Source organism: Pandoraea pnomenusa, assembly GCF_000767615.3.
In the GTDB taxonomy this organism is placed as follows: domain Bacteria; phylum Pseudomonadota; class Gammaproteobacteria; order Burkholderiales; family Burkholderiaceae; genus Pandoraea; species Pandoraea pnomenusa.
The window spans coordinates 5135176-5157225 of record NZ_CP009553.3 but is presented as its reverse complement, the minus strand read 5'-3'; the positions used below and the strand labels follow the sequence as shown (position 1 = coordinate 5157225).

Here is a 22050-nt window from a genome sequence, read left to right as displayed (position 1 = left end):
CGCGACGGCCGTCGTCATTCCGGCGACGTGAGCCGGCGGAGTTCGTCGAGCAGCTTGGCGGCGGGGCTGGGCAGAATGCCCTGCCGTCGGCGAAAGGCCGTGAGCGTGCGTGTGGCGCGCACCGTCTCGATCGGTAGCGTGTCCATCACCTTCGCCTGTGCCTCGACGTCATACATTGGCTCCGGCATCCAGGTCAGGAAGCCGCAGCGCGCGACCATGCTCTTGAGCACCGGCACGGAACGTGTCTCCACCACGATGTTCGGCAGTCCGAGTCCGTGCGCGGCAAATACCCCCTGCATGTGCGCGTATGGCGCGGTGCCGCGCGGCGGAATCGCCCAGCGCTCGCCGAGCGTGTCCGCCAGTGTGAGGGGCTTGCGCCGGCGCAGCGGATGGTCGCAGCGGGCCACCACGAAACTCTCGTCCTCCCAATGGCAATCGGTGATGGCGACGATGTCGTCGGTGTCCGGGGCGACGGTCGAGAGCGCCAGATCGATTTCGTGACGCATGAGCCCCTGTGCGAGCCGGTCCCAGACGCCCTCGATGATTTCCACGCGCAGATTTGGCCAGCGGTTGAGCACTTGATCGACGGCGAGCGGCAGGACGTGGCTCGCGATGGCACCGACTGCGCCGACCTTGATCGTGCCCCTGGCTAGCCCGCGCAAGGCATCGATCTCTTCTCGCGCATGCTCCGCCTCTCGCTCGAGCAGCATCGCATGCGGCAACAGCGCATGCCCGAACGCCGTGAGTTCCATGCCCTTGCTGTGACGCTCGAACAGCGGCGCGCCCAGGTCGGTCTCCAGACGCTTGATCGTGCGACTGAGCGCGGGCTGCGTGAGATGCAGTTCCGCGGCGGCGCGCCCGAGACTTCCGGTGGCCACGATGGTCGTGAAGGCGCGCAGTTGTTGGAGATTGAGGCTCATGGAGGACGCTGGTCCCGCGAGGAGAGGGGCGGCGGTGCCGGCATGGCGCGCGCCGAAGTCATGCAAAAGCGTAATGACTTTGGCACGCAAAAGCAATTCCTGTGCATATATCGGCTGCCTATACTCAGCCCATCGCCATGGGAGCCTTCATGAAAGACAGCCGAGAAGTCCGCGCCGGTCAGCCGACCGGTGCGCCGCAGACCCTCACCGTTCGCGAAGTCGTGATCGACCTGATGCGCCGTCACGGCATGACCAAGGTCTTTGCCAATCCCGGCTCGACCGAGTTGCCGCTGTTCCGCGATTTTCCGCCCGACTTCGAATACGTGCTGGGTTTGCAGGAGGCGGTCGTCGTCGGCATGGCCGACGGCTACGCGCAAGCGAGCGGCAATGCCGCGTTCATCAACCTGCATTCGGCGGCGGGCGTCGGTAACGCGATGGGCAACATTTTCACCGCCTACAAGAATCAGACACCGCTGATCGTGACCGCAGGGCAGCAGGCGCGTGCCATTCTGCCGTTCGATCCGTTCCTCGCGTCCGTGCGTGCCACGGAGCTGCCGCAGCCCTACGTCAAGCTCAGCCTGGAGCCGGCGCGCGCCGAGGACGTGCCGCTGGCGCTTGCGCGCGCATATCACGTCGCCATGCAGGAGCCCAGAGGGCCGGTCTTTGTGTCGATTCCGGTGGACGACTGGGATCGTGCGGCCCAGCCGCTGCCGCCGCGCCAGGTGAGCACACGCGTGCAGCCGGATCCGGCGGCGCTCGTGCAGTTGGCGTCGGCGCTCGACACATGCGAGCGCCCGGCATTCGTCGTCGGTTCGTCGATCGATCGCGCGGGCGCCTTCGACGCGGTCGTCGCGCTGGCCGAGCGGCACCACGCCCGGGTGTTCACCGCGCCGATGTGCGCGCGTTGCGCTTTCCCCGAGGATCATCGCCTCTTCGCGGGCTTCCTGCCGCCGATGCGCGAGAAGATCGTCGGCCTGCTGGGTGGGCACGATCTGATTCTCGTGATCGGGGCGCCGGCATTCACCTATCACGTGGAGGGCGAGGGACCGCACGTGCCCGAGGGCGCGTCGTTGTTCCAGCTGATCGAAGACCCGGGCGTGGCCGCCTGGACGCCGGTTGGCGCCTCCGTCGTGGGCAACGTGCGCCTGGGCGTCGAAGCGTTGCTTGCGCGTGCCGTGCCGGGCGAGCGCGCCCTGCCTCCGGCGCGCGCCTTGCCGCCGGAGGCAACGCCCAATGCGCCCGGCCAACCGATGTCGACGGCCTTCGCGCTGCAAACGCTCGCGCAGGTGCGCGACCCAAGCGACATCGTGGTGGAAGAGGCACCGAGTGCGCGTCCGGTAATGCAGCAGTACCTGCCGTTCACTCGGCCGGGCACGTTCTACACCATGAACAGCGGCGGTCTCGGCTATTCGATGCCTGCCGCGGTCGGTGTGGCGATGGCCAATCCGGCGCGGCGCGTGATCGGCCTCATTGGCGACGGATCGGCCATGTACTCGATCCAGGGCTTGTGGAGCGCGGCGCAGGCGAAGCTGCCGATAACATTCGTTATCCTTAACAATCGCCGTTACGCGGCCTTGCAGGATTTCGCACCGTCGTTCGGCTTCGGCCCGACAGACCCGGTGCAGGGCACCGATCTGCCCGATCTCGATTTCGTGCGTCTGGCCGAGGGCATGGGGGTCGGTGCCGAGCGCGTCGAACGGGGGGAGGCGTTGCGCGACGTTCTGTCGCGGGCGCTGGCCAGTGGCGAGACCCGCCTGATCGAAATCGTGGTGGCATGATGCACGGCACCGCGCCATGCGCCGATGCCACGGCGTGCGGTGCGCGCCCAACAACCGAGCAAGGAGACGAAAACCGATGCAATCGCAGCAAGACCCCCAAGCCCTCACCCTGCTGATCGCGGGCAAGCGCGTGAGCGCAGCTGACGGTGCCACGTTCGAGCGGCGCAATCCTCTCGACGGTGAAATCGCGTCGCGCGCGCCTGCCGCCACGCCCGACGACGCCCGCGCCGCCGTGCGCGCCGCATGGGCCGCATTTCCGGCATGGTCGAACACCGGCCCGGGAGAGCGCCGGGCGTTGTTGACGAAGGCCGCCGAGAGGCTCGAAGCGAAGATCGAGCAATTTCAGGCGACCATGGCCGCGGAGACGGGGGCGTCCGGACTGTGGGCCGGCTTCAACGTGCATCTGGCCGCGCAGGGGCTGCGCGAAGCGGCCGCGATGACCACGCAGATCGCAGGCGAAATCATCCCGTCGGACGTGCCGGGCAGCCTGGCGATGGGCGTGCGTCAGGCGGCGGGCGTGGTGCTGGGCATCGCGCCGTGGAACGCGCCGGTCATTCTTGGGGTGCGCGCTCTCGCCCTGCCGCTTGCGTGCGGCAATACGGTCGTATTCAAGGGCTCGGAGCTGTGCCCGGCCACGCATGGACTCATCGCCGATGCGCTCCACGAAGCGGGGCTGCCGGACGGCGTCGTGAATTTCATCACCAATGCGCCGAAGGACGCCGGCGCCATCGTCGAAGCGCTGATCGCGGAGCCCGCCGTACGCCGCGTGAACTTCACGGGTTCCACACGCGTGGGACGCATCATCGCCGGGCTGTGCGCCGAGCATCTCAAGCCCGCGGTGCTGGAGCTTGGCGGCAAGGCGCCGTGCCTCGTGCTCGACGACGCCGATCTCGACGATGCGGTCGACGGCGTGACATTCGGCGCCTTTGCCAACTCCGGCCAGATCTGCATGTCCACGGAGCGCATCGTGGTGGCGGAATCCGTTGCCGACGCCTTTGTCGCGAAGCTTGCCGCGAGGGCCAGCGCGCTGCCGCTGGGAGACCCGCGCCAGGGGCCGGTCGTGCTCGGCGCCGTGATCGACATGGCGACCGTGCAACGCTGCAACGCGCTGATCGACGATGCGCTGGCCAAGGGCGCGACGCTGCTGTGCGGCGGCCGTGCCGAGTCCACGCTCATGCCCGCGACGCTGCTCGACCACGTCACGCCGGACATGCTGATTTACCGCGAAGAGTCGTTCGGTCCGGTCAAGGGCATCGTGCGCGTGAAAGACGACGACGCGGCGGTCGGCTGTGCCAACGACAACGCTTACGGTCTGTCGTCGGCCGTGTTCAGTCGCGACATCGCGCGCGCGATGGGCGTGGCCAAACGCATCGAATCGGGCATCTGCCACATCAATGGCCCGACGGTGCATGACGAAGCGCAGATGCCGTTCGGTGGCGTGAAGTCGAGCGGCTGGGGGCGCTTCGGCGGCAAGGCCGGCGTTCACGAGTTCACCGACCTGCGCTGGATGACGGTGCAGACCACCCCGCGTCATTACCCGTTCTGAGCCAGCTTAGCGCGGCTCGGACGCCATGACGTAACGCAATACCACCATACCGCCGCAGCCGGGACACCGGAACAGACGGCCGGAGGAGACAATCGTGTCACAACAGTTCGAAACCGCTCCTGTGGGGGCGGGTGCAGCATCGGGTCATGCCGGCAATACCGGCGACGGGCATCGCAACGACGTGCCGGCCGCGGCCCGTGCGGCGGCGCCTGGCTACGGCCGCGTGGTGGCGGCCAGTTGTTTTGGCACCGCCATCGAGTGGTACGACTTCTTCGTCTACGGATTTCTTGCGCCCATCGTGTTCGACCGGCTGTTCTTTCCGCAGCTCGATCCGATGGCGGGCATGATCGCGGTGTTCGCCACCTTCGCCGTCGGCTTCATCGCACGGCCCATTGGCGGCATCGTCTTCGGTCACTATGGCGACCGCATCGGGCGCAAGTCGATCCTGCTGTTCACGCTCATCCTGATGGGCGTGGCCACGACCCTGATCGGCCTGCTGCCGACCTACGACAAGGTCGGCATGTGGGCGCCGGTCATGCTTGTCACGTTGCGTTTCATTCAGGGCTTCGCGCTGGGTGGTGAGTCGGTCGGCGGCCTGCTGATGACCGTCGAGGGCGCTCCCGCGCATCTGCGCGGCCTCTTCGGTGGTCTGATTCAGGCGGCGGGGCCGACGTCGATCGTCGGCGCGTCGCTTGCCATCGTGCTGATCACACGCCTGCCGGAAGACGACCTGCTCGCGTGGGGCTGGCGCCTGCCGTTCCTCGTGAGCCTGTTGCTCGTGGCACTCGGCACATATGTGCGTCTCAAGGTGGAGGAATCGCCGAGCTTCAAGGCGGCCGAGCAGCATCGCGACATCGCGAAGGTGCCGGTGGCGGAAGTCATCACGCAATACTGGCGCCCGACGCTCGTCACGTTTTTCATCTGTCTGGCCGAGACGAGCTTCTTTTATCTGGTGGCGATCTTCTCGCTCTCGTACGGCACCAAGACGCTCGGCCTGCCGCGCAGCGTCATGGCCGACGGCGTGCTTTACGCGAACATCCTCGCCATGCTCACCATTCCGGCGTTCGGCATGCTCTCCGACAAGCTCGGGCGTCGTCCGATGTTCCTGATGGGGCTGGCGGCCACGGCGATCTTCATTTACCCGTTCTTCCTGATGATGGGCAGCAAGGAGGCTGCACTGGTCATGCTCGCCATCGTGATCGGTGCGGGGGTGATTCACCCGATGATGTTCGGCCCCGAGGGCAGTTTCTTCTCCGAACTCTTCGACACGCGTGTGCGCTTCTCGGGCGTGTCGCTGGGCAAGCAGATCGGCACCGTGCTCGGCGGCGGTCTCGCGCCGATGATCGCGGCGAGCCTGCTCGCATGGAGTCACGGTCACATCTGGCCCGTCATCGCCTACTTCCTGGTGCTCGCCGCGATGGCGCTGATCTCGACGCTGCTGGTACGCGAGACGCGGCACAGAGCGCTGTAACCGACGCGGCAGATGCGATCCGAGCGGGCATCGACCCCGTTGCACCGCGGTCGATGCCCGCAAAAAAAGCCCCGCTTCGCGATGCGAGCGGGGCTTTTTCATGGCGAGCTCCGAGGGTTCGGTGTGCCGGTCACTCCGGCACGCCCTGCGGTGGCGTCACAGATCGAGCACCAGCATGGCCGACTTGCTGCGCGAGCAGCACGGCAGCATCTGATCGTTGGCGGCGCGCTCTTCGTCGGTCAGGTAGACGTCGCGATGATCGGGAATGCCATCGATCACGCGGGTCAGGCAGGTGCCGCACACGCCTTGCTCGCACGACATCTGCACTTCCACGCCTTGTGCCGCGAGGGCGGCGACGATGGTTTCGCCCGCCTTCACGTCGATCACCCGACCGCTCGAATGCAGCTTTACCTGGAAGGGCCGGTCGCCCTCGCCATTGGCATCGGCCTGCACCGGCGCGGCGAAGTATTCGCGATGCACATTGCCCTCGGGCCACTGTTTGGCTTCGGCGCGCGCGAGCACGGCTTCGATGAACCCGGCCGGCCCGCACACGTAGAGATGCTTGCCACCCGACGGCTGAGCGAGGATCGCATCCAGATCGGCGCGCGCGCCTTCGCTGTCGAAGTAGAAATGCGTTCTCGACGCGAGCCCTTCGCGGGAGAAGCGATCGCGAAACGCCGTGCGCGCCGGTTCGCGCGTGCAGTAGTGCACTTCGAACGAAGCGTTGCGCGCCGCGAGCGATTCGGCCATGCACAGGATCGGCGTCACACCGATGCCCCCGGCGAGCAGAATGCTGTGCTGAGCGTCGTCGGCGAGCGGGAAGTGATTGCGCGGTGCGCTGATTTCCAGCTCGGCGCCGGGCGCGAGCGCATGCATGCCGACGGAGCCGCCGCGCGACGCCGGATCGCGCAACACCCCCACGCAATAGCGATGCGTCTCGCCGGGCGGGTTGCACAGCGAGTACTGACGCACCAGACCATTGGCCACGTGCACGTCGATGTGCGCGCCGGCGGTAAAGGCCGGCAGCGCGCTGCCGTCGACACTCGCCAGTTCGAATTCGCAGATGTCGGTGGCGACATCGCGTTTGTTCGCCAGCCGGACTTTCATGCCGCGTTCTCCACGCCACGCCCGGCGCGTTCGGCCTCGATCAGGCGGTCGAGCACCTTGCGCGACTGCACGCCGCCGGCGTCGATGTTGAGCTTGAGAATCTTCTTCTCCGGATACGCCGAGAGATTGCGTTGCTGGGCTTCGAGCACTTCCTGGTCTTCGGCGAAGATGCCGCCCTGGCCGCGCTTGATCTGCGCGGTCAGTTCGGCGTCCTGCGGCTTGAAGTTGCGCGCCATGCCCCAGAAGTACCAGATCGATTCGTCGGTCTCGGGCGTGATGAAATCGACCACGATGCTGCCCGCCTTCTTGTTGGCCGGGGCGTGGTAGCCGCCATGCCCCGCGTGCGCGACCCCGACTTCGATCATCACGTGGCTCGGCGGCGTGAAGCGGCAGATCTGCCAGCGGTCGCATGGCATTTGATCGTCGAGGCCGTTTGCGCGCAATGCACTTGCCCAGAACGGCGGCGCCTTGATGTTCTCCATATGGCGCGCCGTGATGACCATGTCGCCTTCGACGGTGGTCTTGGGGGGCGCTTCCTCGATCTCTTCCTGACCGATGCTCGTGGCGTGCACGTAGGTCTCGTGGGTAAGGTCCATCAGGTTGTCGATCATCAGGCGGTAGTCGCACTTGATGTGATACAGACCGCCGCCATACGCCCACTGGTCGCTCACGGCCCATTCCAGGTGCGGGATCTCGTCGGCATTGGCGAGCGCTTCGTCGCCCGGCCAGACCCACACGAAGCCATAGCGCTCGACGCAAGGGTACGAGCGCGTCTTCGGGAAGCCCCCCACGCGCTGACCGACCATCTTCGTGCACTTGCCGCCGCCATCGACCGTCAGGCCGTGATAGCCGCACACCAGATGACCGTCCTTCACGAAGCCCAGCGACAGCGCGGCGCCGCGATGCGGACAAAAGTCCTCGAGCGCCGCGACCTTGCCGTTGCCGTCGCGAAAGAACACCATCGCTTCGTTGCAGATCTTGCGGCCCAGCGGCTTTTCGGCGAATTCGTCCGGCGTGCAGGCGACGTACCAGGTGTTTTTGAGGAACATGTTCGTTTGTCTCCTAGGCGTGCCTTCGTCCGGCGCGCTCTCGTTTCGATTGGGGGTGAAGTGGGGGATATCGGGGCCGGGCGCGAGTCAGAGCACGTGCGCCCCCATGCTGTGCTCCTGTGTGACGATGTGCTCGCGACACATGAATTCGGCGCGATCGGGCTGGCGCGCGGCAATGGCTTCGACGATCGCGTGATGCTGACGGTGCGCGTACGCGATGATGTCGGCGTACTGGCGTCGGTCCTCGTGACCGAACGCGACCGTACGCGGCGCGACGAACGGCACCAGGTTGCAGCGCGCGATGAAGCCCTCGAGCAGCGGATTGCGTGCGCCCGTGACGAGCAGATCGTGAAAGCGCGCATTGAGCGATGCGTAACCGATCTGCACTTCCGGGGTCATGGTGTGCTCGGCAAGCAGGGCGTCGCCCTCGGCAAGCAGCTCGCGCAATTGCGCGAGCAGTTCCGCGCTCGCGCCCTTTTCGGCGAGCAAGCGGGCGGCGTAGCCTTCGAGCGCGCCACGCAGATGCAGCGCCTCGACGCTCTCGTCGCGCGTATGCGCGCGCACCGCGTATCCGCGCTGTCCGGCGCGCACCACCAGACCTTCTTCCGCGAGCACCGGCAACGCCTGGCGAATCGGCATGCGCGACACGCCGAGCTGCTCCGCGAGCTTGGCCTCGGCCAGACGCTCGCCCGGGGCCAGTTCGCCCTTGAGGATCATCTCGCGCAATTGAACCGTGGTCGGCGTGGGATGCAGCATGCGTCTCCTTTCGTTTTCTGGAATGCCTGCCGGACACACGGGATACCGTCCGATCCGGCTTTTTTTCATTATGGGATCCCATAATGACGAATCGCATCAGTACATACCCTTGTTTATGCAGATATGGGATCCCGTATAGACTCGGCGCTGCATAAATGCGGGGGCCGTCATTCGCCGCCCGCGCAATACAAGACACAAGACGGAGACGAAAGCGTGGCAAAGATCATTGGCGGGATCGGGACGTCGCACGTGCCGACCATCGGTGTGGCGTACGACAAGGGCAAGCAGCAGGACCCCGCGTGGGCGCCGCTGTTCCGGGGTTACGAGCCGGTGGCGAAGTGGCTGGCCGAGAAGCAGGCCGACGTGCTGGTGTTCTTCTACAACGATCACGCCACCACCTTCTTCTTCGACATGTACCCGACGTTCGCGCTTGGCGTGGGCGAGTCGTTCCCGATCGCCGACGAGGGGGCCGGTTTGCGTCCGCTGCCGCCGATTCGCGGCGATGTGGCCTTGCAGGCGCATATTGCCGAGTCGCTCGTGAACGACGAATTCGACATCACGGTGTTCCAGGACAAGCCGATCGATCATGGCTGTGCGTCGCCGCTGCCGCTGCTCTGGCCGCACAAGCCGGACTGGCCGGGCACGGTCGTGCCGATTGCCATCAACGTGTTGCAGTATCCGCTGCCCACGGGCCGTCGCTGCTATCGGCTCGGTCAGGCGGTGCGCCGCGCGATCGAGTCGTATCCGGAAGACCTGCGTGTGGTGGTCGTCGGCACCGGCGGGTTGTCTCACCAGATTCACGGCGAGCGCACGGGCTACAACGACGAGGCGTGGGATCGCGAATTCCTGGAGCTGCTGGAGCACCAGCCGGAGAGGCTGACCGAACTCAAGCACGTCGACTACGTGGAGCGTGGCGGCGCGGAAAGCGTGGAGCAGATCATGTGGCTGTCGATGCGTGGCGCGATGGGGCCGCGCATCAAGCGCCTTCATCTGAACTACTACCTGGCGACGACCACCGCCATGACCGTGGCGCTTTACGAAGAGGAGGCCGCATGAATCCCCAACTCGAAGGGATCGAGGCGATCACCGGCACGTATGCGTTCGACCTGCGCGTGAGCAACCGCACGCTCAAGCTCAATCGGTTCTTCTGGCACATGATCCGCGCCGAGCATCGCGACACGTACCTGAGCGACCCGGTCGCCGCGATGACGGCCGCCGGGCTCACACCCGAGGAACAGACGATGGTGCAGGCACAGGACTGGCTGGGGCTCGTGCGGCATGGCGTGAACTTCTTCGTGCTGGAGAAATTCGCGCGCGTGGTGCGCAGGACCAACCTCGAAGTGTATGCCCTCATGCGGGGTGAGACGCTCGACGAGTTCATGGCCACGCGTCGCGTGCCGACCATGCGCTGAGCCGACATTTCCTCGCGTCACAAGGCACTGCGCATGTCCGTCGACACCGTCATCAGTCTGTCCAATGTGCCGGCCGGGTCGCCGCTGGCCTGTCACGAGCGTGGCACCTGGAGCCGTGCGCCGCAGAGCAGCGAGGCGACACTGCTGTGTCGCAAGCTGCGCGGCCTGCGCGCCATGGTGGCCGTGCTCGAGTGCGATTCGGTCGCGCGCGCCGCGCGCGTGCTGCATCTCTCGCAGTCGGCCGTCGCGCGCTCGATCTCCGACATCGAGGCGGAACTGGGCTTCCCGCTGTTTCATCGCAGCGGCCGTGGCCTGATTCCGAATGCGGCCGGGCAGCGCCTCGGGGTTCGCGCCACGCGCGCGCTCGCCGAGTTGGCCAACGGCTACCGCGAAGCCTTCGCGGCCACGGCCTCGCAGGCCGACGGCGGGGCCCGCGCGGCGAGCCGCTTCGCGGCGGTCGTCGCGCCGCAGCAGCTCACCAGCTTCATCGCGGTCGCCGAACTCGGCAGCGGGCCGCTCGCGGCCAGCCGGCTGCAATGTTCGCAGCCGACCATCCAGCGCAATCTCGATCAGCTCGAAGATCTCATCGGCATCAAGTTGTTCCGCCGCACGCCGCGCGGCACGCGTCTGACCGACGAGGCGCAGGCCCTGCTCGGACCGGTCAAGCGCGCGCTGGCCGAACTCGCGATTGCGGAAGACGAACTGGCGCCCTTTGGCGGTCGTCAGCAGGGGACCGTGATCGTGGCCGCGCTGCCGCTCTCGAGCGGCTTTCTGCTGCCCAAGGCAATCGACAGCCTCCTTCACAAGTCGCCGTATCTGAGCGTGACGGTCGTCGATGGCACGTATGAAGCGCTGGTTCGCCAACTGCGCCAGGCGGACGTCGACATGATCGTCGGCGCATTGCGCGCCAGCGACGTGCCGCCGGACATTCGTCAGGAAGCGCTGTTCGAGGACCATCTGTCGGTCGTCGCCCGCGCCGGCCACCCGTGTCTTGCCACCGGCGCTGCGCCGACGCTGGCCGAACTGGCCGAGTACGGCTGGGTGAGTCCGCTGCCGTGTACGCCGGCGCGCGGCGTGTTCGAGCGTGTGTTCCACGCGGCGGACCTGCCGTTGCCGAAGACGCAGGTCCATGCGAGCAGTTCGCCGGTGGTTCGCGGACTGCTCGCGGCGAGCGATCGACTGGCGCTGCTCTCTCCCGTGCAGATCACGTCCGAGCTGCGCACGGGGGAACTCTCGGTGGTGCCGGTGGCGTTGCAACACGCCAGCCGCGCCATCGGTGTGGCGACACGGCGCGACGGGTTGCTCTCGCCGGCTGCCGAACAACTGCTCGACGAACTGCGCGCGCTTGCGCCGACGATGCAGCATCCCACCTGATTCGAAGGCGTCGCCACGTCACGGCGGCCATGCGTGCGCGCGCCGCTTGTCGCGGCGTGCGCCAGCGCGGCGAAAATCGCCGGATTCACCATGAGTTGCATGTGTCCCCGTATGGGCACGCGTGCGACTTTTTCCACTCGTCCCCCGGATCGACGACGCCTCGCCGCGCCTTGCACGGCGGGCGTTCCACCGTCGGAACGTGTCGCGTCCCGCTGCGCGAAATTCGATCCGAACAAAAGGTCACATTACGTAGGGGAAAGCTCGGGGATATACGAAAAACGCAACGCTCGACGCGGGAGTTTCATTCGACGTCGCCATTTCGGTTGCCTAAGCTGTTCCGGATACCTTGAAAAGGCGCGCCAACCCCCGGCGCGCCACATCAAAAAACGGAGCGGCGCCCGACGCCGACGAGGAGACGACACCATGATGAAGCGCCATCTTTGGCTCGCTGTGGCAATGGCGAGTGTTTGCCAATTCACCGCTGTTTCGGCCCACGCGGAAGACATCAAAGTCGGCATGCTGGGCCTGTTCTCGGGCTCGGCGTCGTGGTGGGGCACGGAATATCGCCGTGGCGTGAATCTGTGGCTCGAACAGAACAAGAGCAAGGTCGGCAACGACACGATCGTGATCCTCGAGCGTGACGAAGGCGGCGTGAATCCGCAGCGTACGCGTCAGCTCGCGCAGGAACTCGTGGTGCGCGACCAGGTGCAATACCTGTTCGGCGGCTCGTTCACGCCGAACGTGCTGGCCATGGCCGACGTGGTCAACCAGACCAAGACGCCGCTGGTCATCGGCAACTCCGGTACGTCGAGCGTGACGCTGAAGTCGCCGTATTTCGTGCGCACTGGCTTCACGCAGTGGACGGTGAGCGTGCCGCTCGTCGAGTACGCCGCGAGCAAGGGCGTGAAGAATGCCGCCATCGTGGTGGCCGACTTCGCCACGGGTTACGACGCCATCGACGCCTACAGCGAGACGTTCAAGAAGGCCGGCGGCAAGATCGCCACCGAAGTGAAGGTGCCGCTGGGGACGACCGATTTCTCGAGCTACCTGCAGCGCGTGAAGGACGCCAAGCCGGACGCCGTTTTCCTGTTCATGCCGGTGGGCCCGATGTCGGCCGGTTTCGTGAAGGCCTTCAAGGAGCGCGAGCTCGACAAGGCCGGCATCCAGTTGTTCGCCACGACCGAGACGATGGAGTCCGATCTGCCCGCCATCGGCGACAGCGCGCTCGGGACCATCACCGCGCTGCACTACTCGCCGTTCCTGACGACGCCGGAGAACACGGCGTTCGTGAAGGCCTACAAGGCCAAATACGGCCCGGGCGCGCTGCCCTCGATCGCATCCGTGTCGGCTTATGACTCGATGACGCTCATCGCGCAGATGATCAAGGCGACCAAGGGCAAGAAGGACGCCGACAAGGCGATCGCCGCAGTGAAGGGCTTCGCCTGGACCAGCCCGCGCGGCCCGGTGTCGATCGATCCGAAGACGCGTGAAATCGTGCAGAACGTGTACATCCGCCGCGTGGAGACCATCGACGGCAAGCTCGGCAACAAGCCTATCGAAACGTTCAAGGCGGTGGTCGAGCCGTGGCATGTGAGCCACCCCCAGGTAGCTGCCAAGTAAGTCAGGCGACGTCGTTCAGTTCGTTCGGTTCCGGTAATTCCTCATGACGCAATCGCTTGCCACTTTCCTGTCGTTGTCGATCGACGGTGTGGCCTACGGGATGCTGCTGTTCCTCATCTCCGTGGGCCTCACGGTCACGCTCGGCGTGATGCGCGTGGTCAACCTCGCACATTCCGCTTTCGCGATGATCGGCGGTTATTTCACCCTATGGGCCATGCAGCGCGCCGGGCTCGACTTCTTCGTCGCCCTGCTCGTGGGCGTGGCCGGCACGATGGTGCTCGGCGCGGTGCTCGAGCGCACGCTGTATCGCTGGGTCTACACGGCCAATGGCCTGGGGCAGTTGCTCATGACGATCGGGCTCGCGTTCATCATCTGCGCGATCGCCAAACACCTCGCGGGCACCGAGCTGCAATCGATTCCGGTGCCGCAGGGCCTGCGCGGCACGTGGGACTTCGGCGCGTTCTCGGTCTCGGTGTACCGCATCTTCGCGCTGGTGTGCAGTGCCGTGGTCGCACTGGGCATCTGGTGGGGACTCGAGCGCACGTCGTTCGGCGCGAAGTTGCGCGCCGCCGTCGACAATCCGCGCATGGCGCGTTGCGTCGGCATCGACGTGCCGGTCGTGTTCTCGATCACGTTCGCCATCGGGTGTGGCCTGTCGGGCCTTGGCGGCGCTCTCTCCAGCCAGATCCTGCCGCTCGAACCGTACTACGGCCTGAAGTACCTGGTGCTGGTGCTGATCGTGGTGGCCGCGGGCGGATTGGGCAGCCTGCGCGGTTCGCTCTACGCCGGTCTGCTGCTTGGCCTGATCGACACGCTCGGCCGTTACTACGTGCCGGCGCTCGGCGCCTTCATGATCTACCTGGCCGTGCTGGCCATCCTGCTGATCCGCCCGCAAGGGTTGGTCGGCCGCGCCTGAGCGGAGGTAACGATGTCCCGGATGATGCCTTCCCAAATGCCGGCCGGCGCCGCGCAGGTCTCGCCGGCACTGCGCCGAAAGCGGCTCGGCCCGCTCGACGCCGTGCTGCTGCTCGCCGCGATTGCCACTTATTTCTTCGCCGATCTGTATCTCGCGCTCGCCACGAGCGTGCTGATCATGATCATCTTCGCGCTCTCGCTCGATCTTGTGCAGGGCTACGGCGGCATCGAGACGCTGGGACATGCGGCGTTCTTCGGCAGCGGCGCCTACGCGGCCGGTCTGTTCGCGCTGCACGTGTCGCCCGACCCGTTGCTCGGGCTGATCGCCGGCGCCGTGGTCGCCGCGCTGGTGGGGCTCGTCACGGGCGTTGTCGTGCTGCGCGTGAGCGGCCTCACGCAGATCATGCTCACGCTCGTCTGCGCCACGCTCCTGTATGAAGCGGGCAACGTCGCGAAGTCGATCACGATGGGCGACGACGGCCTGACCGGTTACACCATCGCGCCCCTGCTCGGTCGCTTCGAGTTCGACATCTACGGTCACACCGCGTATCTGTACACGCTGGCGGTGTTGCTGGTGGTCTACCTGTTCACGCAGTTTCTGGTGAATTCCCCGTTCGGCCTGACGGTGCAGGGCATTCGCGAGAACGCGATGCGCATGTCGCTGCTCGGCGTGCGCGTGGGACTGCGCCGCCTGATGCTGTACACGCTGGCCGCCGCGTTGGCCGGCGTGGCTGGCGCGCTCTCCGCGCAGGTCAACAATATCGTGGCGCTCGACACGCTGTCGTTCACGCTCTCGGCCAACGTGCTCGTGATGCTCGCACTCGGCGGCACCGGGCGCCTCTACGGCGCCGTGCTCGGCGCAGTCGTGTTCATGGTGCTGTCCGACCGCATCGCGGCCATCGATCCCACGAACTGGCTGGCCGCGCTTGGCGTGCTGCTGATCGTCGTCGTGCGCTTCGCTCCCGACGGCCTCATCGGTCTGGTGGACCGCCTGACGGCGCGCTTGCGCCGCCGCACGACGGTCACGCCCGACGCGTCTCACGCAAGCGGCATCCAGGGCGCGTCCGCGACGTCGAAGGAAGGGGAGGTGACGCCATGAGCGCCGCACTCGAAATTCAGGGATTGTCCAAGCGCTTCGGTCAGCTGGACGTGACCCGCAACGTCAACCTGTCGCTCCCGGTCGGCGCGCGACACGCGCTCATCGGCCCGAACGGGGCGGGCAAAAGCACCTTGATGAACCTGCTCACGGGGGTGCTCAGACCGAATGCCGGCGTGGTGCGCGTGGGCGGCACGGACGTGACGTCGATGCCTTCGCACAAGCGCGTGAAGCTCGGCCTGGCCCGCACGTTCCAGCTCAACACGCTGTTCGACTCGCTCACCGTGGCCGAGAACGTGGCGCTTGCGCTGTCCTCGCGTCGCGGGCTTGACGGGCGCATCGGCAGGCCGCTCGCGAGCCGTTCGGCGGTCGTCGACGAAGCGGCCGAACGCCTGCGCGATCTCGGCATGCTCGATCTGGCCGGCAAGCGCATCAGCGAACTGGCTTACGGGCAGCGTCGCCAGGTCGAGATCGCTCTGGGTCTCGCCCTGGACCCGAAGGTGTTGTTGCTTGATGAACCGGTGGCCGGCGTGCCGTCGGGGCAGGGTCGCAAATTGTTCGAGCTGCTCGAACGCCTGCCGTCGGACGTGGCGGTGATGGTCATCGAGCACGACATGGATCTGGTCTTCCGCTTCGCGCGACGCATCACCGTGCTCGTCGAAGGCGCGGTGCTCATGGAAGGCGAAAAAGACGAAGTGCGCAGCGATCCGCGCGTGCGCGATATCTATCTGGGGCGTCGCCATCATGACTGACATGCTGCTCGAAGCCGGCGGGCTGAGCGCCGGTTACGGCGAAACCATCGTGCTCGAAGACCTGAGCCTGCGCGTGGCGGCGGGTGAGGCCGTGGCTATTCTCGGGCGCAACGGCGTGGGCAAGAGCACGCTGCTCCTCAGCCTGCTCGGACTGACGACGCGCCACGGCGGCGTGGTGCGCTATCGCGGCGACGACATTTCCTCGTGGCCCGCCTACAGGCGCGCCCGGGCCGGGCTCGCGCTGGTGCCTCAGGAGCGCGAGATCTTCAAGTCGCTCTCTGTCGAGGAGAACCTGCAAGTGTCGGCCATGGGCGGCGACACGCGCGCGACGTCCGACTGGTCGCTCGAGCGTGTGTACGACCTGTTCCCGCGTTTGCACGAGCGTCGCCGCAATCTGGGCAATCAGCTCTCGGGCGGTGAGCAACAGATGCTCGCGATCGGCCGGGCGTTGATCGGCAACCCGCGCGTGATCCTGTTCGACGAACCGTTCGAAGGCCTCGCGCCGGTGATCGTCGACCAGTTGGTCGATGCGTTCTGGAAGCTGCGCGCCGACGGCGGCATGGGCGTGGTGCTCGTGGAGCAGCACGCGGAGCTCGGGCTGGAACTCACCGATCGGGCGTTGGTGCTGGACCGCGGCCGCGAAGTCTGGTCCGGGCGCAGCAGCGAACTCGCGGCCGCGCCGGAACTGCTCGGCGCGCTGGTGGGACTGGAGAGCGTCTGATCGCACGATGCGCCGCGCGGCATGTATCGGCGCGGCGGCAATTCGGTAATTCGGTAATGCGGCGATACCGCGATACCGCGATACACGCAGCAAGCAAAGAGACAAAGGCGTCAAACACATGAGCACATCACAGAACACCCAAGCCCAGGGGCTGGCAGGCCTGGTGGTCAGCGCCCACTCGGCGGACTTCGTCTGGCGCGCGGCCGGCACGATCGCCGCGCACGTCGCGCAGGGCTATCGCATGAAGATCGTCTGCCTGTCGTTTGGCGAGCGCGGCGAATCGGCCAAGCTCTGGCGCAAAGGCGCCGAGATGACCGAGGCGAAGGTCAAGGCGGCGCGTCGCGAAGAAGCGCAGCGCGCGGCCGACATTCTCGGCGCGGAGATCGAGTTCCTCGATATCGGCGACTATCCGATGCGCGTGTCCGACGAAACGTTGTTCCGGCTCGTCGACATCTATCGCGAAGTGCAGCCGTCCTTTGTGCTGAGCCACTCCGAGAAGGACCCGTACAACTTCGATCACCCGCTGGCGATGCACGTCACGCAGGAGGCGCGCGTGATCGCGCAGGCCGAAGGGCACAACCCGGGGCAGAAGATCATCGGTGCGCCGGCCGTGCTCGCATTCGAGCCGCACCAGACCGAACAGTGCGAGTGGATTCCGAACACGTTCGTGGACATCACGCCGGTGTGGGACAAGAAGCGCGCGGCCATCGAATGCATGGCCGGCCAGGAGCATCTGTGGGACTACTACACGCGCGTGGCATTGCAGCGCGGCGTGCAGGCCAAACGCAACATCGGCATCACGGCCGCGCGCGACATCAAGTACGCGGAAGGACTCATGCGTCTTACGCCGGTCGTGACCGAGCAACTCTCCTGATACATGAAGCCATTCTCACCATTCACGGGGCAACCGTCATGATTCGCGGCGTCGTCGTTCGTCAGATTCCCCGTGTCGATGCCGCAACGCTCGACACGCTTCGCAATGCGGGCAGCGCCACGGTGCACGAGGCGCAAAGCCGTCTTGGTCTCATGGCCACCTACCTGCGTCCGATCTATCGCGGCGCGTCGGTCGCCGGCAGTGCCGTGACCGTGCTCGCGCCGCCGTCCGACAACTGGATGCTCCACGTGGCGGTGGAACAGGCCCGACCGGGAGACATCGTGGTGGTGGGCGTGACGTCGCCGTGCGACGACGGCTACTTCGGCGATCTGCTCGCCACGTCGATGAAGGCGCGCGGCGTGGCCGGGCTGATCATCGATGCCGGCTGTCGCGATATCGGCACGCTGACCGAGATGCAGTTTCCCGTGTGGTCGAAAGCCGTCTCCTCGCAGGGCACGGTCAAGGAGACGCTCGGCTCGGTGAATGTGCCGGTCGTGTGCGCGAACCAGATCGTGAACCCCGGCGACGTGATCGTGGCCGACGACGACGGCGTGGTGGTGGTGCCGTTCGCCACCGCGCGGGCGGTGGCCAGGGCGGCCGAGGCGCGCGGCGCTGACGAAGCCTACAAGCGCGGCGTGCTCGCCGGCGGCACGCTCGGACTCGACTATTACAAGATGCGTGAGCGTCTCGCGGCAAAGGGCCTGCGCTATGTCGACTCACTCGACGAGCTGCAAGGCGAGTGAGGGGCGCGACTTGGCCGACATGAAGCATTCCCAGACGCGCATTCGTGCAGCCGTCATGCGCGGCGGTACCTCGAAGGGGCTGTACTTCCTCGCCGAGGATCTGCCCGCGGATCCCGCCGCGCGCGACGCTGTGCTGCTCGCGGCGATGGGCTCGCCCGACGCACGCCAGATCGACGGTATGGGCGGCGCGCACTCGCTCACGAGCAAGGTGGCCATCGTCTCGCATGCGACGCGGTCCGATGCCGACGTCGATTATCTGTTCGCGCAGGTCGTGGTCGACGAAGCGCGGGTCGACTACGGACAAAACTGCGGCAACATCCTCGCCGGCGTGGGGCCGTTCGCGATCGAGCGCGGGCTCGTGGCCGTCGGTGGAGACGTGACGGAGGTCGGCATTCACATGGTCAATACCGGGCAGGTGGCGGTCGCCACGGTCCAGACCCCGGACGGCGTGGTGAAGTACGAGGGCGACGTGGCCATCGATGGCGTGCCGGGCACGTCCGCGCCGATTCCGCTGATGTTCCGTGACACCGCGGGCTCGTCGTGCGGTGCACTGTTTCCGACCGGCGCGCGTCAGGACACGGTCGAGGGCGTCGCGGTGACCTGCATCGACAACGGCATGCCGCTGGTGCTCATGCGCGCGGCGGACCTGGGCGCGACCGGTGCCGAGCCGTGTGAGGCGCTGGAGTCGGGGGCCGATTTCCAGACGCTGCGCGAGCGTATCGAGGCCATTCGTCTCGCGCTCGGGCCGCGCATGAACCTGGGCGACGTGCGCTCGCGCACGGTGCCGAAAATGTGTCTCGTGGCGCCGCCGCAAGCCGGTGGCGCGCTCGCGACACGCTGTTTCATTCCGCATCGCTGTCACACGTCCATCGGCGTGCTCGCGGCCGTAAGCGTGGCGACGGCCGCCGCGCTGCCGGGCACCGTCTGCCACGACATGGCGGTGGTGCCCGAGGGCGACGCGCCGTTGCTCGCCATCGAACATCCGACTGGCGAGTTCACGGTCCGTCTGGCGCTCGACCGCGACGCCGATGGCGCGCCCGAGGTTGCCGGCGCCGGACTGCTGCGCACGGCGCGCTGGCTCTTCGACGGCGAGGTGTGCATACCGTTTCACGTCTGGGCGCAAGGAGGGAAGTCATGAGCAACGAACGTCCCCCGCTGCTCATGCTTCCCGGCTTGCTCTGCGACCAGGTGGCGTGGGCCGCGACCGCGGCACTGCTGCCGCAATACGATTGCCGCGTTCCCGCGTGGGGCATGCTCGACACCATCGCGGCGATGGCCGATCACGTGCTGGCGAGCACGGCCGAGCCGCAATTCGCGCTGGCGGGTCACTCCATGGGCGGACGCGTGGCGCTCGAAGTCGTGCGCCGCGCCCCGCATCGCGTAACGCATCTCGCGTTGCTCGACACCGGCTATCAGGCCCTGCCCGAGGGCGAGGCCGGCGAGAAGGAGCGGGCCGGCCGCGGCACCTTGCTCGCGCGCGCGCGTGAGCAAGGCATGCGCGCGATGGGGCAGGTGTGGGCGACCGGCATGGTGCACCCGGACCAGATCGGCACACCGTTGTTCGCCGCGATTCTCGACATGATCGAGCGCAGCCATCCGGATCAGTTCGCGGCGCAGATTCGCGCGCTGCTCGGGCGCCCGGACGCGACATCGCTGCTTGCCGATGTGCGGTGTCCCACGCTCGTGTTGTGCGGGCGTCAGGACACATGGAGCCCGCTGGCCCGCCACGCAACCATGGCCGGCGCCATTCCCGGCGCGGTGTTGTGCGTGGTCGAGCACAGCGGGCACATGAGTCCGATGGAGCGGCCGGAGGATGTCGCCGGCGCGATGCGCGCATGGCTCTCGCAGGCGGAGGCGCGCGCCCTATGACCGAAAGCGTTTCGAACCTCGCCTCTCAATCGGCCAACGCGCTCGACGGCCCCGATGGCCTCGATGGTCTCGAGCTGTGCCTTGCGAAGCAGGCCTGTCACGACCTCGTGATGCGTTTCGCCGCGTGCAATGACCATCGCGACCCGAAGGGGCTCGGGGCCCTGTTCGCCGAGCAGGGCGTGCTCGTGCGCCCGGGCGGCGACACCCTCGTGGGGCCTGCGGCAATCGCCGAGGCGTATGCGGCGCGTCCGGCCGACCGGATCACACGGCATCTCGTAGGCAATGTCCTGATCGACGTCACTTCGCCGACGCAGGCGCGCGGCAGCAGCATGGTGCTGCTGTGGAGCGCCTCGGCGCAGGATGCGCCGGGACCGTTCGGCCGTGCGGTGCATGGCCGCCAGGTGATGGGCGAGTTCGACGATACGTTCGTGCGCACCGCGCAAGGCTGGCGCATCGCCCGGCGCGAAGCACGTTTCACTTTCGTACGCGAGGCGTGAGGAAAAAACAGCAACTCACGTCGCGCCGAAAAACGGCGGGTACCGGTGCCGAATGGTGCATCCAGGAGGCGGCACCGGTTGCCCGGCAGCGCAGGAAGGCAGTTGAGAAGGGCAGTACCCGAGACGGCCGCAGTGCCGTTCCACAAAAGGCTGGACCGGCTTCGCGCCAGTTCGGAGGTTGTAGTTGAGGGGCGACCCTCGTAGCTGTGTATTTCAAAAACAAGGGGACAGAAGTGAAAGTGAAACATGCATTGGCCGCAGGCCTGATGCTGGGTGCAGGCCTGGCGCAGGCGCAAAGCAACGTGACGCTGTACGGAATCGTCGATACCGGCGTTGCCTATTACAACAACGCCGCCAATGGCGGCAGCTTCATCGGCGAGCCGACCCTCACCGGCAAGGTGCCGTCGCGCTTCGGCCTGAAGGGCGTGGAAGATCTGGGCGGCGGTCTGAAGGCCGTCTTCACGTTGGAGAACGGCTTCCAGCCGGGTACCGGCAACCTGAACTACGGTGGACGCCTGTTCGGCCGTCAGGCCAACGTCGGTCTGTCGGGTTCATGGGGTACGTTCCTCATTGGCCGTCAGAACAACATGACGTTCTACGTCACGGGCAATGCCGATGTGATCGGGCCGTCGATCTTCTCGCTCGCGAGTATCGATCCGTACATCGCCAATGCCCGCAGCGACAGCGCGGTGGGCTACATGGGCAAGTTCGATGGCGTGACCGTCGGTGCGACCTACAGCTTCGGGCGCGACGGGTCGAGCGCGGGCGGGCCGTCGGCCACGAATTGCGCGGGTAACGTTGCCGGCAACTACCAGGCGTGCAAGCAGTTCACCGGCCTGCTCGGCTACGACTACCAGAACTTCGGCATTTCGGCGTCGTACGACCAGATGCGCGGCAACACGGGCGCCGCGGCGCCGCTGACCAGCTCGAACTACACGGACTCGCACTCGGTCATCAATGCCTACTACAAGTGGTCGACGGGACGCGTGGGCGGCGGCTGGATTCACCGCAACGTGAGCGCCGACGCGGCATCGCTGCGCTCGGACATCTACTTCCTCGGCGTGACCTACATGCCGACGATCACCTGGACGTTCGACGCACAGGCCATTCGCTATCAGCTCAAGAGCAAGGCCAACGCCACGATGCTCATCGGCCGCGCCACGTACTCGCTGTCGAAACGCACGTCGCTGTATGGCATGGCCGGCTGGGTGGCGAACAGCCAGAACGGCGCGGTGGCAATCGCGGCGGGCGGCTCGGTCGTGACGGGCGGCAACCAGTTCGGTACGATGCTGGGCATTCAGCACACGTTCTGATCGGGCGTTGCCAGTAGCGTCGGAAATCGCGGCATCGCGTGCGTCAAGCGCGTGCGGCACGTCCGGGGGGGCGAGTCGCACGTGACGCGGTGCTGCGTCACTCCCAGTTGCGCGGCATGCGACGTGGTGGCGGTGTCGCGCACAACGAAAGAGTGATCCGGCAGACGTCGTGCGGCATGACCGTGTGCAGCCGAACATTCCCCGAGCTGCGCCATTGCGTGCGATTTTCCTGCCCGG

At 66.5% G+C, this 22050-nt stretch carries 21 protein-coding genes; 17 read left to right on the top strand and 4 right to left on the bottom strand.

The window, feature by feature from the left end:
* Positions 1-14 precede the first annotated feature (14 nt).
* Positions 15-920, bottom strand: a complete 906-nt coding sequence (locus LV28_RS47200) for a LysR family transcriptional regulator (protein WP_023872805.1) — start codon at positions 918-920, stop codon at positions 15-17.
* A gap of 149 nt (positions 921-1069) precedes the next feature.
* On the opposite strand from LV28_RS47200, the gene mdlC reads away from it, so the two are divergent.
* The 3 genes from mdlC (at position 1070) to LV28_RS47185 (ending at position 5715) form a co-directional block, all read left to right on the top strand.
* Positions 1070-2698 carry a benzoylformate decarboxylase gene (gene mdlC, locus LV28_RS47195; RefSeq protein WP_023598067.1) on the top strand — a complete coding sequence of 543 codons (1629 nt, stop codon included), beginning with the start codon at positions 1070-1072 and terminating at the stop codon, positions 2696-2698.
* Positions 2699-2774: 76 nt separating this feature from the next.
* Positions 2775-4244, top strand: coding sequence for an aldehyde dehydrogenase (locus LV28_RS47190; RefSeq protein WP_038619469.1), 1470 nt, complete (start codon positions 2775-2777; stop codon positions 4242-4244).
* A 94-nt stretch (positions 4245-4338) separates the two neighbouring features.
* Positions 4339-5715: an MFS transporter gene (locus LV28_RS47185; protein ID WP_028731266.1), complete on the top strand. Its 1377-nt coding sequence runs from the start codon at positions 4339-4341 to the stop codon at positions 5713-5715.
* A gap of 156 nt (positions 5716-5871) precedes the next feature.
* Here the strand turns inward: LV28_RS47185 and LV28_RS47180 are convergent, their stop codons facing one another.
* From LV28_RS47180 to LV28_RS47170, 3 genes are all read right to left on the bottom strand, one after another.
* A complete protein-coding gene (locus LV28_RS47180) occupies positions 5872-6822 on the bottom strand; it encodes a PDR/VanB family oxidoreductase (RefSeq protein ID WP_025249996.1) in 951 nt (316 codons plus the stop codon).
* Positions 6819-7871 (bottom strand): aromatic ring-hydroxylating dioxygenase subunit alpha, encoded by a 1053-nt coding sequence (locus LV28_RS47175; protein WP_025249995.1) that lies wholly within the window; start codon positions 7869-7871, stop codon positions 6819-6821. Before LV28_RS47175 ends, LV28_RS47180 begins: the two co-directional genes overlap by 4 nt.
* Positions 7872-7958: 87 nt before the next feature.
* Positions 7959-8627, bottom strand: a complete 669-nt coding sequence (locus tag LV28_RS47170; protein WP_023598062.1) for a GntR family transcriptional regulator — start codon at positions 8625-8627, stop codon at positions 7959-7961.
* Positions 8628-8840: 213 nt separating this feature from the next.
* On the opposite strand from LV28_RS47170, the gene LV28_RS47165 reads away from it, so the two are divergent.
* From LV28_RS47165 to LV28_RS47100, 14 genes are all read left to right on the top strand, one after another.
* Positions 8841-9683: a gallate dioxygenase gene (locus tag LV28_RS47165; RefSeq protein ID WP_023598061.1), complete on the top strand. Its 843-nt coding sequence runs from the start codon at positions 8841-8843 to the stop codon at positions 9681-9683.
* The gene (locus tag LV28_RS47160) at positions 9680-10039 is read left to right on the top strand and encodes a protocatechuate 3,4-dioxygenase subunit alpha (RefSeq protein WP_023598060.1); all 360 of its coding nucleotides are present in this window, start codon (positions 9680-9682) and stop codon (positions 10037-10039) included. Before LV28_RS47165 ends, LV28_RS47160 begins: the two co-directional genes overlap by 4 nt.
* Before the next feature lie 33 nt (positions 10040-10072).
* Positions 10073-11413, top strand: coding sequence for a LysR family transcriptional regulator (locus tag LV28_RS47155; protein ID WP_023598059.1), 1341 nt, complete (start codon positions 10073-10075; stop codon positions 11411-11413).
* 423 nt (positions 11414-11836) lie between these two features.
* Positions 11837-13033: an ABC transporter substrate-binding protein gene (locus LV28_RS47150; protein WP_023598058.1), complete on the top strand. Its 1197-nt coding sequence runs from the start codon at positions 11837-11839 to the stop codon at positions 13031-13033.
* A gap of 43 nt (positions 13034-13076) precedes the next feature.
* Positions 13077-13949: a branched-chain amino acid ABC transporter permease gene (locus LV28_RS47145; protein WP_023598057.1), complete on the top strand. Its 873-nt coding sequence runs from the start codon at positions 13077-13079 to the stop codon at positions 13947-13949.
* Positions 13950-13970: 21 nt separating this feature from the next.
* Entirely contained in the window at positions 13971-15047 is a 1077-nt protein-coding gene (locus LV28_RS47140) for a branched-chain amino acid ABC transporter permease (protein WP_223272064.1), read from the top strand.
* Positions 15044-15796, top strand: a complete 753-nt coding sequence (locus tag LV28_RS47135) for an ABC transporter ATP-binding protein (RefSeq protein WP_023598055.1) — start codon at positions 15044-15046, stop codon at positions 15794-15796. Before LV28_RS47140 ends, LV28_RS47135 begins: the two co-directional genes overlap by 4 nt.
* Positions 15789-16517, top strand: coding sequence for an ABC transporter ATP-binding protein (locus tag LV28_RS47130; RefSeq protein WP_023598054.1), 729 nt, complete (start codon positions 15789-15791; stop codon positions 16515-16517). Before LV28_RS47135 ends, LV28_RS47130 begins: the two co-directional genes overlap by 8 nt.
* Before the next feature lie 118 nt (positions 16518-16635).
* On the top strand, positions 16636-17391 hold the full coding sequence (locus tag LV28_RS47125) for a PIG-L deacetylase family protein (RefSeq protein WP_023598053.1): 756 nt from the start codon (positions 16636-16638) through the stop codon (positions 17389-17391).
* Positions 17392-17429: 38 nt separating this feature from the next.
* Positions 17430-18134 carry a 4-carboxy-4-hydroxy-2-oxoadipate aldolase/oxaloacetate decarboxylase gene (locus LV28_RS47120; protein ID WP_023598052.1) on the top strand — a complete coding sequence of 235 codons (705 nt, stop codon included), beginning with the start codon at positions 17430-17432 and terminating at the stop codon, positions 18132-18134.
* A gap of 19 nt (positions 18135-18153) precedes the next feature.
* On the top strand, positions 18154-19272 hold the full coding sequence (locus LV28_RS47115; RefSeq protein WP_038619472.1) for a 4-oxalomesaconate tautomerase: 1119 nt from the start codon (positions 18154-18156) through the stop codon (positions 19270-19272).
* On the top strand, positions 19269-20003 hold the full coding sequence (locus LV28_RS47110) for an alpha/beta fold hydrolase (protein WP_023598050.1): 735 nt from the start codon (positions 19269-19271) through the stop codon (positions 20001-20003). The genes LV28_RS47115 and LV28_RS47110 overlap by 4 nt, the downstream gene beginning before the upstream one ends.
* A complete protein-coding gene (locus LV28_RS47105; RefSeq protein ID WP_023598049.1) occupies positions 20000-20500 on the top strand; it encodes a nuclear transport factor 2 family protein in 501 nt (166 codons plus the stop codon). Before LV28_RS47110 ends, LV28_RS47105 begins: the two co-directional genes overlap by 4 nt.
* Before the next feature lie 266 nt (positions 20501-20766).
* Positions 20767-21813, top strand: coding sequence for a porin (locus tag LV28_RS47100; RefSeq protein WP_174234938.1), 1047 nt, complete (start codon positions 20767-20769; stop codon positions 21811-21813).
* The last annotated feature ends 237 nt before the right edge of the window (positions 21814-22050 follow it).

Excerpts from the sequence above, each read along its gene's own strand:
- LV28_RS47200 (WP_023872805.1), bottom strand. The coding sequence starts at position 920 with ATGAGCCTCAATCTCCAACAACTGCGCGCCTTCACGACCATCGTGGCC.
- mdlC (WP_023598067.1), top strand. The coding sequence starts at position 1,070 with ATGAAAGACAGCCGAGAAGTCCGCGCCGGTCAGCCGACCGGTGCGCCG.
- LV28_RS47190 (WP_038619469.1), top strand. The coding sequence starts at position 2,775 with ATGCAATCGCAGCAAGACCCCCAAGCCCTCACCCTGCTGATCGCGGGC.
- LV28_RS47180 (WP_025249996.1), bottom strand. The coding sequence starts at position 6,822 with ATGAAAGTCCGGCTGGCGAACAAACGCGATGTCGCCACCGACATCTGC.
- LV28_RS47175 (WP_025249995.1), bottom strand. The coding sequence starts at position 7,871 with ATGTTCCTCAAAAACACCTGGTACGTCGCCTGCACGCCGGACGAATTC.
- LV28_RS47170 (WP_023598062.1), bottom strand. The coding sequence starts at position 8,627 with ATGCTGCATCCCACGCCGACCACGGTTCAATTGCGCGAGATGATCCTC.
- LV28_RS47160 (WP_023598060.1), top strand. The coding sequence starts at position 9,680 with ATGAATCCCCAACTCGAAGGGATCGAGGCGATCACCGGCACGTATGCG.
- LV28_RS47155 (WP_023598059.1), top strand. The coding sequence starts at position 10,073 with ATGTCCGTCGACACCGTCATCAGTCTGTCCAATGTGCCGGCCGGGTCG.
- LV28_RS47150 (WP_023598058.1), top strand. The coding sequence starts at position 11,837 with ATGATGAAGCGCCATCTTTGGCTCGCTGTGGCAATGGCGAGTGTTTGC.
- LV28_RS47145 (WP_023598057.1), top strand. The coding sequence starts at position 13,077 with ATGACGCAATCGCTTGCCACTTTCCTGTCGTTGTCGATCGACGGTGTG.
- LV28_RS47140 (WP_223272064.1), top strand. The coding sequence starts at position 13,971 with ATGATGCCTTCCCAAATGCCGGCCGGCGCCGCGCAGGTCTCGCCGGCA.
- LV28_RS47135 (WP_023598055.1), top strand. The coding sequence starts at position 15,044 with ATGAGCGCCGCACTCGAAATTCAGGGATTGTCCAAGCGCTTCGGTCAG.
- LV28_RS47130 (WP_023598054.1), top strand. The coding sequence starts at position 15,789 with ATGACTGACATGCTGCTCGAAGCCGGCGGGCTGAGCGCCGGTTACGGC.
- LV28_RS47125 (WP_023598053.1), top strand. The coding sequence starts at position 16,636 with ATGAGCACATCACAGAACACCCAAGCCCAGGGGCTGGCAGGCCTGGTG.
- LV28_RS47120 (WP_023598052.1), top strand. The coding sequence starts at position 17,430 with ATGATTCGCGGCGTCGTCGTTCGTCAGATTCCCCGTGTCGATGCCGCA.
- LV28_RS47115 (WP_038619472.1), top strand. The coding sequence starts at position 18,154 with ATGAAGCATTCCCAGACGCGCATTCGTGCAGCCGTCATGCGCGGCGGT.
- LV28_RS47110 (WP_023598050.1), top strand. The coding sequence starts at position 19,269 with ATGAGCAACGAACGTCCCCCGCTGCTCATGCTTCCCGGCTTGCTCTGC.
- LV28_RS47105 (WP_023598049.1), top strand. The coding sequence starts at position 20,000 with ATGACCGAAAGCGTTTCGAACCTCGCCTCTCAATCGGCCAACGCGCTC.
- LV28_RS47100 (WP_174234938.1), top strand. The coding sequence starts at position 20,767 with ATGCTGGGTGCAGGCCTGGCGCAGGCGCAAAGCAACGTGACGCTGTAC.